Annotated in this window: 12 protein-coding genes and 1 pseudogene; 9 read left to right on the top strand and 4 right to left on the bottom strand. The window is 72.9% G+C overall.

What is annotated here, in order from left to right:
* The 4 genes from CCN44_RS29610 to CCN44_RS29595 form a co-directional block, all read left to right on the top strand.
* A partial coding sequence (locus CCN44_RS29610; RefSeq protein ID WP_143650046.1) for an ATP-binding cassette domain-containing protein occupies nucleotides 1–647 on the top strand: 647 nt, incomplete at its 5' end.
* Nucleotides 644–1,465: an ECF transporter S component gene (locus CCN44_RS29605; RefSeq protein ID WP_086700967.1), complete on the top strand. Its 822-nt coding sequence runs from the start codon at nucleotides 644–646 to the stop codon at nucleotides 1,463–1,465. The genes CCN44_RS29610 and CCN44_RS29605, both read left to right, overlap by 4 nt.
* A 333-nt stretch (nucleotides 1,466–1,798) precedes the next feature.
* The gene (locus tag CCN44_RS29600) at nucleotides 1,799–2,212 is read left to right on the top strand and encodes an aggregation-promoting factor C-terminal-like domain-containing protein (RefSeq protein WP_059249137.1); all 414 of its coding nucleotides are present in this window, start codon (nucleotides 1,799–1,801) and stop codon (nucleotides 2,210–2,212) included.
* Between the two features lie 169 nt (nucleotides 2,213–2,381).
* Nucleotides 2,382–3,071 carry a YoaK family protein gene (locus CCN44_RS29595; protein WP_059249139.1) on the top strand — a complete coding sequence of 230 codons (690 nt, stop codon included), beginning with the start codon at nucleotides 2,382–2,384 and terminating at the stop codon, nucleotides 3,069–3,071.
* A gap of 60 nt (nucleotides 3,072–3,131) precedes the next feature.
* Here the strand turns inward: CCN44_RS29595 and CCN44_RS29590 are convergent, their stop codons facing one another.
* Nucleotides 3,132–4,367, bottom strand: coding sequence for a cytochrome P450 (locus CCN44_RS29590; RefSeq protein WP_086700964.1), 1,236 nt, complete (start codon nucleotides 4,365–4,367; stop codon nucleotides 3,132–3,134).
* A gap of 230 nt (nucleotides 4,368–4,597) precedes the next feature.
* Between CCN44_RS29590 and CCN44_RS29585 the strand changes: the two genes are divergently transcribed.
* Nucleotides 4,598–5,767, top strand: a complete 1,170-nt coding sequence (locus tag CCN44_RS29585; protein ID WP_086700960.1) for a steroid 3-ketoacyl-CoA thiolase — start codon at nucleotides 4,598–4,600, stop codon at nucleotides 5,765–5,767.
* Between the two features lie 207 nt (nucleotides 5,768–5,974).
* On the opposite strand, the pseudogene CCN44_RS29580 reads toward CCN44_RS29585, so the two are convergent.
* A pseudogene (locus CCN44_RS29580) lies at nucleotides 5,975–6,192 on the bottom strand (hypothetical protein); the annotation flags it as partial.
* Between the two features lie 507 nt (nucleotides 6,193–6,699).
* Between CCN44_RS29580 and proP the strand changes: the two are divergent.
* From proP to CCN44_RS29565, 3 genes are all read left to right on the top strand, one after another.
* Nucleotides 6,700–8,073 (top strand): glycine betaine/L-proline transporter ProP, encoded by a 1,374-nt coding sequence (gene proP / locus CCN44_RS29575; RefSeq protein ID WP_059249143.1) that lies wholly within the window; start codon nucleotides 6,700–6,702, stop codon nucleotides 8,071–8,073.
* A gap of 250 nt (nucleotides 8,074–8,323) precedes the next feature.
* On the top strand, nucleotides 8,324–9,370 hold the full coding sequence (locus CCN44_RS29570) for a DUF2330 domain-containing protein (RefSeq protein WP_086700970.1): 1,047 nt from the start codon (nucleotides 8,324–8,326) through the stop codon (nucleotides 9,368–9,370).
* A 40-nt stretch (nucleotides 9,371–9,410) separates the two neighbouring features.
* Nucleotides 9,411–10,082, top strand: a complete 672-nt coding sequence (locus CCN44_RS29565; protein ID WP_059249145.1) for an O-methyltransferase — start codon at nucleotides 9,411–9,413, stop codon at nucleotides 10,080–10,082.
* Between the two features lie 69 nt (nucleotides 10,083–10,151).
* On the opposite strand, the gene CCN44_RS29560 is transcribed toward CCN44_RS29565, so the two are convergent.
* Complete coding sequence (locus CCN44_RS29560; RefSeq protein WP_059249147.1) at nucleotides 10,152–10,544, bottom strand: FHA domain-containing protein; 393 nt, start codon at nucleotides 10,542–10,544, stop codon at nucleotides 10,152–10,154.
* Nucleotides 10,545–10,656: 112 nt separating this feature from the next.
* On the opposite strand from CCN44_RS29560, the gene CCN44_RS29555 reads away from it, so the two are divergent.
* Complete coding sequence (locus tag CCN44_RS29555) at nucleotides 10,657–11,097, top strand: DnaJ family domain-containing protein (RefSeq protein ID WP_189397223.1); 441 nt, start codon at nucleotides 10,657–10,659, stop codon at nucleotides 11,095–11,097.
* Here the strand turns inward: CCN44_RS29555 and CCN44_RS29550 are convergent.
* Nucleotides 11,086–11,547, bottom strand: a complete 462-nt coding sequence (locus tag CCN44_RS29550; protein WP_059254954.1) for a hypothetical protein — start codon at nucleotides 11,545–11,547, stop codon at nucleotides 11,086–11,088. The two genes, CCN44_RS29555 and CCN44_RS29550, sit on opposite strands and share 12 nt — an antisense overlap.
* Nucleotides 11,548–11,588 lie beyond the last annotated feature (41 nt).

Below are 11,588 nucleotides of genomic sequence, written 5' to 3'. Positions count from 1 at the left end.
GCCGCAACGGCGCCGGCAAGTCCACCCTGCTCGGCTCACTCGTCGGCCTGCTGGCGCCCACCGCCGGAACCGTCACCGTCGGCGGGCTCACCCCCCACCGCACCCGGCCCGAGGACCTCGTACGCCAGGTCGGCCTCGTCCCGCAGGACCCGCGCGACCTGCTGTACACGGACACGGTCGCCGCCGAGTGCGCGGCGGCCGACCGGGACGCGGGTGCCGCGCCCGGTACCTGCCGGTCGCTGGTGTCCGGGCTGCTGCCGGGCATCGCGGACGACACGCACCCCCGGGATCTGTCGGAGGGCCAGTGCCTGGCGCTCGCGCTGGCCGTGGTGCTGACCGCCCGCCCGCCCCTGCTCCTGCTGGACGAGCCGACCCGTGGCCTGGACTACGCGGCCAAGGCCCGCCTGGTCGACGTACTGCGCGAGCTGGCGGCCGAGGGGCACGCGATCGTCCTGGCCACGCACGACGTGGAGCTGGCCGCCGAGCTGGCGCACCGGGTGGTGCTGCTCGCCGAGGGCGAGGTGATCGCCGACGGCCCGACGGCCGACATCGTGGTGTCCTCCCCGTCCTTCGCTCCGCAGGTGACGAAGATCCTGGCCCCGCAGCGGTGGCTGACGGTGGCCGAGGTCAGGGAGGCCCTCGCGTGAGCGGCACCCGGGTCCACGCCGTCCGTCTCGGCCCCCGTTCCCTCGCCGCGCTGGCGCTGACCAGTGCCGTCGGCGTGGCCGCCCTGTGCTGGCCGTTCCTGGCCCCGCCCGCCTCGCAGGTGAGCGCGCATGCGCGGGACGCGCCGTGGCTCTTCGCGGGTCTGCTGATCCTGCTGGTGGCGGTGGTGGCCGCGTCGATCTCGGAGTCGGCCCTCGGGCCGAAGGCCGTGGCGATGCTGGGCGTGCTGGCCGCGACGGGGGCGGCGCTACGGCCGATCGGCGCGGGTACGGCGGGGATCGAGCCGATGTTCTTCCTGATGGTGCTGAGCGGGCGGGTGCTCGGGCCGGGCTTCGGGTTCGCGCTGGGCTCGGTGACGATGTTCGCGTCCGCGCTGCTCACGGGCGGGGTGGGGCCGTGGCTGCCGTTCCAGATGCTGTCGATGGGCTGGTTCACGATGGGCGCGGGCCTGCTGCCCGGGCCGGTCCGTCTGCGGGGCCGTAGCGAACTGCTGATGCTCGCCGGCTACGGCTTCCTGGCGGCCTTCGCCTACGGCACGGTCATGAACCTGGCCGGCTGGACCTTCATGGACGGCGCCGCCTCGAACATCTCCTTCGTCCCCGGCGCCCCGGTCGCCGTGAACCTGGCCCGTTTCGGCGCGTACTGCGTGGCCACCTCGCTCGGCTGGGACCTGGGCCGGGCGGTCTGCACGGTGGTGCTGACCCTCGTCCTCGGGCCGGCGGTGCTGCGGGCGCTGCGCCGGGCGACACGGCGGGCCGCTTTCGAGACCGCGGTCACATTCGACGGTCCCGGTGGGTGAGGGCTCGCCTGCGGGGCGTGCGCGAGACGGTGAAGCACCCCACATGACGCACGTCACCTACGACCCCGGGCCGTAGACCCATTTGTCTGATTCGCCCTGCCGTACACCCCTTCTGACCTGCGGATTGCGACCCACGTCACAGACGAGGCGTTTCCCGGCCATCCGGCCACAACTAGTAAAAGGGGTCATTGCGGACGGCTTCCGGGCCTGCTTGTCTGGACGACGTCGCCAGGCGCCACGAGCCCACCCGGGCCGCGGCGCCGACGCATGCGGCCACAGCTCGTGGTCCTTCCCATGCGGGCGATCCCCTGTCCCCGACGCAAGAGGTTCTCCGTGTCCGTCTCCTTCATCCGCCGCATCGCTTCCCCGAAGAAGGCCCTCACCGCCGCCGCCGTGGCCGCCGCCACCGCCGGTATGGCTCTGACCGCGGCGCCCGCCCAGGCCGCCACCTCCTCCGCCTCCTCCGCTCAGGCGATCGCGCACAAGATGATCCCGGACGCCGCGCAGTTCAACGCCTTCAGCAAGATCGTCGAGCACGAGAGCGGCTGGAACCCCACCGCCACCAACAGCTCCTCCGGCGCCTACGGCCTGGTCCAGGCCCTGCCGGGTTCGAAGATGTCCTCGGCCGGCGCCGACTGGAAGACCAACCCGGCCACCCAGATCAAGTGGGGTCTGGACTACATGAACTCCCGCTACGGCAGCCCGGTCAAGGCCTGGGACTTCTGGCAGGCCAACGGCTGGTACTGAGCCGCCCCCAACTGAATCCCTCGCGTCCGCACCCTCGCCTCCGTCCGGCGAGGGTGCGCGCGCATGTGGGCCGACCGGGCTGCTTTCCCCTCGGGTGCGCGTGTCCTCCGCCGCCTCCCGAGCGCTCCGGACGCAGGCTGCGCCGGGGGCAGGTCCCTGCGGAGGAACGATGACGACGGCGACGCCACCGGCGGAGCGGGACCCGGAGACGCGCGGGCTGCGGCTGGTGGCCGTACTGCTGACGTCGACCGTGGTCAGCGGACTGATCGACGCCGTCGCCTATCTGGGGCTCGGCCGGGTCTTCACGGCCAACATGACCGGCAACGTGGTGGTCCTGGGTTTCGCCGCGGCCGGTGCGCCCGGCTTCTCCGTCCCCTACACGGTTACCTCCCTGGCCTGCTTCCTGCTCGGCGCGGTGGCGGGCGGCCGGGCGGCGGCCCGCTTCGGCCGGGGCTCCCGCCGCCGCCGGGCCCGGCTGGCTCTGGCGGCGGAGGCGGCACTGGTCGGCACCTGCGCGGCGGTGGCCTTCGCCCGGCCCGGCGCCGCCGGCACCCGGTACGCGCTGATCGCCCTCACCGCCCTCGCGATGGGCCTGCGCAACGCGACGGTCCGCAAACTGGGCGTCCCCGACCTGACCACCACGGTCCTGACGATGACCCTGACCGCCCTCGCCTCCGAGTCCCGCCTCGGCGACGGCACGGGTCACCGCTCCCCCCGCCGCTCGGCCTCGGCCCTCGCGATGGCCGGCGGAGCCTGCCTGGGCGCCTGGCTGGTCCTGAACCACGGCCCGGCCGTCCCTCTGCTGCTGGCGGCACTGGTGTCGGGGGTACTGGCGGTGCTGGCCTCAGGACGCGAGTGACAGGACGCGAGTGACACCTGTCACGGTCCCCGTGCTCCCGGCCCTCCTGCCCCGCCGCCGTCAGCCCGCGCTGACCCGCAGTTCCTTCACGCCGTTGATCCAGGCCGAGCGCAGCCGGCGCGGGGGGCCCGACAGGTGCAGGTCGGGCATCGTGTCGGCGATGGCGTTGAAGATGAGGTCGATCTCCAGGACCGCGAGGGACTTGCCGAGGCAGTAGTGGGGGCCTCCGCCGCCGAAGCCCAGATGGGGGTTGGGGTCGCGGGTGATGTCGAAGGTGTCGGGGTCGGCGAAGACCTCGGGGTCGTGGTTGGCGGAGGCGTAGAAGAGCCCCACCCGGTCGCCCTTCCTGACGAGGACGCCGCCCAGCTCCGTGTCCTGGGTCGCGGTCCGCTGAAAGGCGTTCACCGGGGTCGCCCAGCGCACGATCTCCTCGGCCGTGGTCGACGGGCGCGCGCGGCGGAAGAGGTCCCACTGGTCGGGGTGGGTGAGGAACGCGTGCATGCCGTGGGTGATGGCGTTGCGGGTCGTCTCGTTGCCGGCCACCGCCAGCATCAGCACGAAGAAGCCGAACTCGTCGGAGTTCAGGTTGCCCTCGTCCTCGGCCGCCACCAGGGTCGTCACGATGTCGCGGGCCGGGCACCGCTTCCGCTCTGCGGCCATGTTCATGGCGTAGGCGATGATCTCGACGGCCGAGCGGGCGCCGACCTCCTCCGTGATCGCGTACTCGGGGTCGTCGTAGGCGATCATCTTGTTGGACCAGTCGAAGATCTTGGACCGGTCCTCCTGCGGCACGCCGATCAGCTCGGCGATGGCCTGGAGGGGCAGTTCGCAGGCGACCTCGGTGACGAAGTCGAACGGTCCCGAGCGGACGCGGGCGGCGGCGACGATCGCCTCGGCGCGGGCCCGCAGCCGGTCCTCCAGCGCCCGGATGGAGCGTGGCGTGAACCCGCGCTGCACTATCTGCCGCACCCGCGTATGTTCCGGTGGATCCATGTTGAGCAGGATCAGCCGTTGCGCGTCGATCGCGTCGCGTTCGATGTGCTCGTTGAAGCGGATGACCGCGGTGTTGAGGAAGGACGAGAAGAGTTCCGGGCGCGTCGAGACGTATCTGACGTCGGCGTGCCGGGTCACGGCCCAGTACCCGGCGTCGGCGAAGCCCGCGGCGCCGTGCGGCTGCGGGATCCAGCGGACCGGCTCGGTACGGCGCAGCTCGGCGAACTCCGGGAGGGGCACACGGTGGTGCAGCAGGTCCGGGTCGGTGGGGTCGAACCCGTCGGGCAGCGCTGGACAGGGCATCGGCGACTCCAGCCATCTGACGGTCCATCAGCGAGTGCCGTGAAGGTAGTAACGGGTTCTACAAGTAGCAAGAGCCGCGTCGCTCCCAATCGGTGCGGAACTCGCACGGATCGCACCCTCGGCACCTGCAAGACCCTTGCGGTGACGGAGGTCACGTCAGCAGACTGCTGGGCAGAACTAGAACACGTACTAGTTCTGGAGGAGAGCCCTCTCGGAGAGGACCCGCACCCATGGCCGCCGAACCCGTGATCGTCGAAGCCGTCCGCACCCCGATCGGCAAGCGCGGCGGCGCGCTCGCCAACCTGCACCCCGCCTACCTCCTGGGCGAGACCTACCGTGAACTCCTCGGCCGCACCGGTATCCCCGCCGACGCCGTCGAGCAGATCGTCGGCGGCACGGTGACGCACGCCGGCGAGCAGTCCATGAACCCCGCGCGCACGGCCTGGCTGACCATGGGACTGCCCTACGAGACGGCCGCGACGACGGTCGACTGCCAGTGCGGCTCCTCGCAGCAGGCCGCGCACATGGTGGCCAACATGGTCGCGGCGGGCGTGATCGACGTCGGCATCAGCTGCGGCGTCGAGGCGATGTCCCGGGTCCCGCTGGGCTCGGGCTCCAAGCACGGCCCCGGCAAGCCCTTCCCGGACGAATGGAACGTCGACCTCCCCAACCAGTTCGAGGCGGCCGAGCGGATCGCGCGCCACCGCGGCCTGACCCGGGAGAACGTCGACGCGCTGGGCCTGCTGTCCCAGGAGCGGGCGGCCCACGCCTGGGCGGAGGAACGTTTCAAGCGGGAGACCTTCGCCGTCCAGGTGCCCACGACCGAGGAGGAGCAGTACGCCGGCCAGGGCATGTGGCGCCTGGTCGACAGGGACGAGGGCCTGCGGGACACCTCTCTGGAGGCGCTGGCGGGCCTGAAGCCGGTCATGCCGACGGCCGTCCACACGGCGGGCAACTCCTCCCAGATCTCCGACGGCGCGGCGGCGATCATGTGGGCGTCGAAACGGATGGCCCGCGCCCTGAAGCTGAAGCCGAGGGCGCGGATCGTCGCCCAGGCCCTGGTGGGCGCCGACCCCCACTTCCACCTGGACGGCCCGATCGACGCCACCCGCGCGGTGCTGGGCAAGGCGGGCATGTCCTTGAAGGACATCGACCTCGTGGAGATCAACGAGGCGTTCGCGTCGGTCGTGCTGAGCTGGGCCCGGGTCTTCGAGCAGGACCTGGAGAAGGTCAACGTCAACGGCGGAGCGATCGCCCTCGGCCACCCGGTGGGCGCGACGGGCGCCCGCCTCCTCATCACCGCCCTGCACGAACTGGAGCGCACCGACAAGGAGTTCGCGCTCATCACGATGTGCGCGGGCGGCGGACTGGCCACCGGGACGATCATCCAGCGGCTGTAGCCGAAGCCCAGGTGAGCGCGCGCAGTGCCGCGGGCGGCGTGCACAGACGATCACCTGCGCCCCCGCGCCGGCCGGCACGACGATCCGCTCCGACGCCGTGATCCGCTGCCGGAGCGCGGCGTCGGGCAGTTCGGCGCCGTGCAGAGTGCCCGAGTCCACCGGGGGCTCGGCCCGGGCCGGATCGCGCAGGCGGCCGTAGACGGAACGGGTCCAGCCCCGGCCGAGGCGGCTTCGGCCGGACGGGCGAGCGGTTTGAGGACGAGGCCGCTGACGGGGGTGCCGGTGAAGCGCGTCGCGTCGTAGACCGAACCGTTGACGTGCAGGACGCCTTCGGTGCCGACCCAGGTCTCCAGGTCGGTGAGCCGCTCGCCGCTCGGGGTGGTCAGGACGTCGGTCGGCGGGTGTACGGCGAGGGTCGTGGCCACGACTCACAGGGCGAGCAGGGTCGCGCACAGTCGCGTCCCGACCGCCGGTCCGCCGAAGCCCTCCGCCGGCCGTCCGCCGCGCTCGGCGTTCGCCACGCCTCCTCGACCCCCCGCCCCGTGGCCCTGGACGGCCCAATGCGCGGGATTCCCTCTGCCCGCCGCGAGGCTCGCGGCCCCCAGGAAAGGGACGCAGGCAACCCCCGATTCGCCTGGCCTCCGATCCGCATGTGTCCGAATGACCACAGTTCGGAGTGCCGTCGGTCACGCGCGGAGAACGGGTCGGTTGCGTGTCGAATGCGCGACAAGGATCACAGTGACCTGCCGGAATGCCCCGGCGTGAGCGGGCAGACGTACCTGCATATCCGCGCTTTAGCTGCACTCTGCATCGAAGTGCATACGTCCCGTAAGGGGCGGAAGTGCCCCTATGGTCGATTTTCGGCCCGTCGTACGTCACCGTCGCCGTCCGGGTCCGTTCCTGTCCCCGTCGAGAGGTAGGCGAGCCCCGTTTTGGCGACCGCCACAGCCGTCATCCCGCACCAGAAGACCCGGCGGGCCACCCAGGCCCACGACGTCACCGTCACCGACCCCGCGCTGGTCAAGCGCGCCGTGAAGGCGGCGGCGCTCGGCAACGCCATGGAGTGGTTCGACTTCGGCGTCTACAGCTACATCGCGGTCACGCTGGGCAAGGTCTTCTTCCCGTCCGGCAACCCGACCGCCCAGCTGCTGTCGACGTTCGGCGCCTTCGCGGCGGCCTTCCTGGTCCGCCCGCTCGGCGGCCTCGTCTTCGGCCCGCTCGGCGACCGCGTGGGCCGGCAGAAGGTCCTCGCCCTCACCATGATCATGATGGCGGTGGGCACGTTCGCGATCGGCCTGATCCCGTCGTACGCCACGATCGGCGTCGGCGCGCCGCTCCTGCTGCTGGCCGCCCGGCTGGTGCAGGGCTTCTCCACCGGCGGTGAGTACGCGGGCGCGTCCACGTTCATCGCCGAGTACGCCCCGGACAAGAGGCGCGGCTTCTTCGGCAGCTGGCTGGAGTTCGGCACGCTCGCCGGCTACATCGGCGGCGCGGGCCTGGTCACGCTGATGACGGCCCTGCTGTCGTCGGACGACCTCACCTCGTGGGGCTGGCGCATCCCGTTCCTGATCGCCGGTCCGATGGGCCTCATCGGCCTGTACCTGCGGATGCGGCTGGAGGAGACCCCGGCGTTCGCGGCGGAGGTCGAGAAGGCCGAGGCCGCCCGGCCGAAGGTGCCGCTGCGCGAGATGGTCACGGGCCAGTGGAAGTCCCTGCTGCTGTGCATGGGCCTGGTCCTGGTCTTCAACGTCACCGACTACATGCTGCTGTCGTACATGCCGAGCTACCTCACCAGTGAGCTGAAGTACGACGAGACGCACGGCCTGCTGGTCGTGCTCGCCGTGATGGCCCTGATGATGATCGTCCAGCCGTTCGCGGGCGCGCTGACCGACCGGATCGGACGGCGGCCGGTGATCGCGGCGGGCTGCGCGGGCTTCCTGCTCCTGTCCGTCCCGGCCCTGCTGCTGATCCGCGAGGGCAGCCTGCTGGCCGTGGGGCTGGGCATGGGCGCGCTGGGCCTGCTGCTGGTCTGCTTCACGGCGGCCATGCCGGCCGCGCTGCCCGCGCTCTTCCCGACGCGGGTGCGGTACGGCTCGCTGTCCATCGGGTTCAACGTCTCGGTGTCCCTGTTCGGCGGGACGACTCCGCTGGTCGTGACCGCGCTGATCGGGGCGACGGGAAACATGATGATGCCCGCGTACTACATGATGGCCGCGGCCGTGGTGGGCGGTGTCGCGGTGTGGCGGATGTCGGAGTCGGCGGGGCGTCCGCTGCCGGGTTCCGCGCCGTCCGTCGAAGGCCGGTAGCGCCTGCGGCGGGGGCCGCTGAGCGCCGTAGGGGTGCGGGTCGTCTGCCGAGTACCGGTCGAGCAGGGCTGGTCGCGCGGTTCCCCGCGCCCCTGGGCGCACCCGGCCGGCGCCGGTAAGCGTCCCCCGCCCCCCGGCTGGCTCCAGGTGCCGGAACCATGTTCACGCCAGTACCGTCTGTAGCCCCGTGAAACGTGCCCGGATACTCAGCGTCGTCCTCGCACTGCTCGGCATACAGCTCGGCTGGCTGATGGCCCCGGCGTACGCCTGCGGCTGCGGTGCCATGGTTCCCGGCCCGGCCGCCCGCATCGCCGTCTCCCAGGAGCAGTCGGTCCTCCGCTGGGACGGCCGGCAGGAGCAGATCGTGATGCGGCTGACCGTCGACGGCGACGCCGAGCAGGCCGCGTGGATCATGCCGGTCCCGCACCGGGCCACCGTCCGCCTCGGCGACCCGGCCCTCTTCGACCAGCTGGCCGAGGCCGTCGCCCCGGTCCACCGCACCCGGTACCACTTCTGGCCGCGCAACGGCGACTGGCCCTTCGACGACCGCCACCTGGTCGGCGACGCCGCGCCGCCCCCGGCCGCCGCCGCTCCCGGCGTCGGTGTCGTCGGCCGCCAGCAGCTCGGCCCCTTCGACGTGGCCCGGCTGACCGCCACCGACCCGGCCGCCCTCCAGGACTGGCTGCGCGCCCACGGCTTCCCCCTGCCCGCCCGGCTGAAGACCGCCCTGCGGCCGTACGTCGACCGGCACTGGGAGTACGTCGCCGTCCGCCTCGCCCCGGGCACCCGCGGCACCCCGTTGCGCGGCGCCCTCGACCCGCTCCACCTGACCTTCGCCGCCGACCGCCCGGTCTACCCGATGCGGCTGTCCCGGCTGGCCGCCACCCCGCAGTCGCTGGGCCTGTACGTCCTGGCCGCGCATCGCATGCAGACGCGCTCGGCGATCGGCGGCAACCAGCCGGACGTCCTGTTCGCCGGCCGGGTCGGCACCCGGCAGGGCGCCCTGGGGAAGCTGGCCGCCGGCACCCCGTACCTGACCGCGCTCACCCAGACCTTCCCGGAACCCGCCCGGATCTCCGGCGACCACGAGCTGCGCCGGGCGGCCACGGACACGCCGGTCCAGCCGGTCGTCTACGAGGACGAGCTGCGCCGGGTCGCCGGCATCCCGGCCTGGGCGCTCACGGTCGGCGGCGCGCTGGCCGCGCTGGCCGCGGCGGTCGCCCTGATCGTCGTACGGCGCGCGCGACGCCCTGCGGTTCCGCCGCCGCCGGTCTCCCCGCCCGCGCCGCTCGGCTGAGATCATCGAAGGAGGACACTCGGGAAAGGCAGCGGACGCTATGAGCGGGCAGCAGCACTGGGACGACGTCGACGACTACTTCATCAGCAACCTCTCGCCGGACGACGAGGCGCTGCGCGCGGCCCTGCGGGACAGTGATGCCGCCGGGCTGCCCGCCATCGCCGTCACGGCCGCGCAGGGCAAGTTCCTCCAGCTGCTCGCCCAGGTGCAGGGGGCCCGGCACATCCTGGAGATCGGCACGCTCGCCGGGTACAGCACGATCTGGCTGGCCCGCGCCCTGCCCGAGGACGGCAGGCTGATCTCGCTGGAGTACAGCGCCAAGCACGCCGAGGTGGCGGTCCGGAACATCGCCCGCGCGGGCCTGGACCGGATCGCGGAGGTGCGGGTGGGGCCGGCCCTGGAGTCGCTGCCCAAGCTCGCCGACGAGAACCCGGCCCCCTTCGACCTGGTCTTCATCGACGCGGACAAGGCCAACAACGCGCACTACGTGGAGTGGGCGCTGCGGCTCACCCGGGCGGGCAGCCTGATCGTCCTGGACAACGTGGTGCGCGGCGGCCGGGTGGCCGACCCGGACAGCACCGAGCCGGACGTGGTCGGCACCCGCGCCGCGATCGAACTGATCGCCACCCACCCGCGGTTGACCGGTACGGCGATCCAGACGGTCGGCAGCAAGGGCTACGACGGGTTCGCGCTGGCCCGGGTGCTCGGCTAGGGCCTGTCGTTCGGATCAGGTCGGCTGTGGGGCACGTTGCCTTTCGGCCGACCCGGGCGGGGCGGGGGCTCAGACCTCGTGGAAGAAGCCGACGTTCACGCTGCGCGGCGCGGTGCGGTCCTGGACGACGATCTCGCCGGACCCGCCGCGCGGCAGCGGGACGGTCGCGCCGTAGCCGACGGGCTGCGCGTGCGGCCCGACGGTGAGCCGGACCTCGGACGCCGGGTCGGGCTGGGAGCCGCGCAGCCAGGTCAGCTGCCAGCTGCCGTCCGGGCCGCACAGGAACTCCAGGTGGACGCGGGAGACGAACAGCCAGTCGTCGGGGGTGACCAGCCGGCACACCGCCCCGTCGCGGCCGACCCGCAGGACGGCGCCGGGCTCGCTGGGCGCCTCGGCCATCGTCATGCCGGCGGTGGCGCCCGCGTCGGCCCCGGAGACGGTGGCCATGGTGAGTTCGAGCACGAGCGTTCCCCCTGAAACGTCCTGGTGCGGTGGTGGGTGGCGGCGGGCGGGGTGCCGTACCGCCGCCGCATGATAAAACGCCCGGCGGGGTGGCGTCCGGCACAATGGGCTCATGACCGAGCGAAAGCCACCGGGTGTGCCGTTCGAGTCCTGGGTGGACAAGCAGATCCGCGACGCGCAGGGGCGCGGGGAGTTCGACCGGCTGCCGGGGGCGGGGGCGCCGCTGCCGGCGGACGTCGACTCCACGTACGACGAACTGTGGTGGGTCAAGCGGAAGTTGGCGCGTGAGGGGCTGGCCGTGCTGCCGCCCGCGCTGGCGCTGCGCAAGGAGGCGGAGGACGCGCTGGAGGCGGCGTACGCGGCACCCTCGGAGCGGATCGCGCGGAAGATCATCGAGGATGTCAACGTCCGGATCAAGGACATGATGTTCAAGCCGCCGCCCGGCCCGCCGCTGGGCAAGAAGCCGTACGACGTCGAGCAGGTCGTACGGGAATGGCGGCAGCGCAGGGCTGCCGCCAGGGGTGACGGGGGCGTGGCGGGCTCAGCCGTGTAGCAGGCGCCCGGCCAGCTCCCGGTAGTCCCGCAGGGCGAGCCGCAGTTGCTCGGTGTCCGTCTCGGCGGCGGGTCCGCGTGCCTCGGTGCCCTCCCAGGACATCCGCAGGGTACGGCGGCGGCGCGTGACGGCCTCGGTGAACCGCCTGGCGATCTCCTCCACCGTCCGGTCGGCCTGTTCGACGGCCTCCCGGGGGTCGTCCACGAACCGGCCGGTCACCTCCCGGAGCCGCTGCTCCCAGCGGTCCGTCTCCTCGTGCGGCAGCAGCGGGGCGCCGGTGCCGGAGGGGGCGGTGGCGGTCGCCCCGACGGTGCCGGGGCCGCTGCCGCCGGGTGCGGGCGGGCTGCCCGGCGCCGTCGGCCAGGTGTCCGCGCCGCGTCCCTCGGTCGTCCCGGCCTCACGCCCACTGGCCGCGCCGACGGCCGGCGCACCGAGTCCGTCGTCCGGCATCTGCCCCTCCTCCTCCGTGGCCTCCCGGCCGCCCGCGCCCG

The sequence above is a fragment of the Streptomyces tricolor genome (genome assembly GCF_002155905.1).
Classification (GTDB): domain Bacteria; phylum Actinomycetota; class Actinomycetes; order Streptomycetales; family Streptomycetaceae; genus Streptomyces; species Streptomyces tricolor.
Note: the sequence above shows the minus strand (reverse complement) of the source record. Positions and strands in the feature narration are given on the sequence as shown.

Excerpts from the sequence above, each read along its gene's own strand:
- CCN44_RS29595 (WP_059249139.1), top strand. The coding sequence starts at position 2,382 with ATGACGACGGCGACGCCACCGGCGGAGCGGGACCCGGAGACGCGCGGG.
- CCN44_RS29590 (WP_086700964.1), bottom strand. The coding sequence starts at position 4,367 with ATGCCCTGTCCAGCGCTGCCCGACGGGTTCGACCCCACCGACCCGGAC.
- CCN44_RS29585 (WP_086700960.1), top strand. The coding sequence starts at position 4,598 with ATGGCCGCCGAACCCGTGATCGTCGAAGCCGTCCGCACCCCGATCGGC.
- CCN44_RS29570 (WP_086700970.1), top strand. The coding sequence starts at position 8,324 with ATGGCCCCGGCGTACGCCTGCGGCTGCGGTGCCATGGTTCCCGGCCCG.
- CCN44_RS29565 (WP_059249145.1), top strand. The coding sequence starts at position 9,411 with ATGAGCGGGCAGCAGCACTGGGACGACGTCGACGACTACTTCATCAGC.
- CCN44_RS29555 (WP_189397223.1), top strand. The coding sequence starts at position 10,657 with ATGACCGAGCGAAAGCCACCGGGTGTGCCGTTCGAGTCCTGGGTGGAC.
- CCN44_RS29550 (WP_059254954.1), bottom strand. The coding sequence starts at position 11,547 with ATGCCGGACGACGGACTCGGTGCGCCGGCCGTCGGCGCGGCCAGTGGG.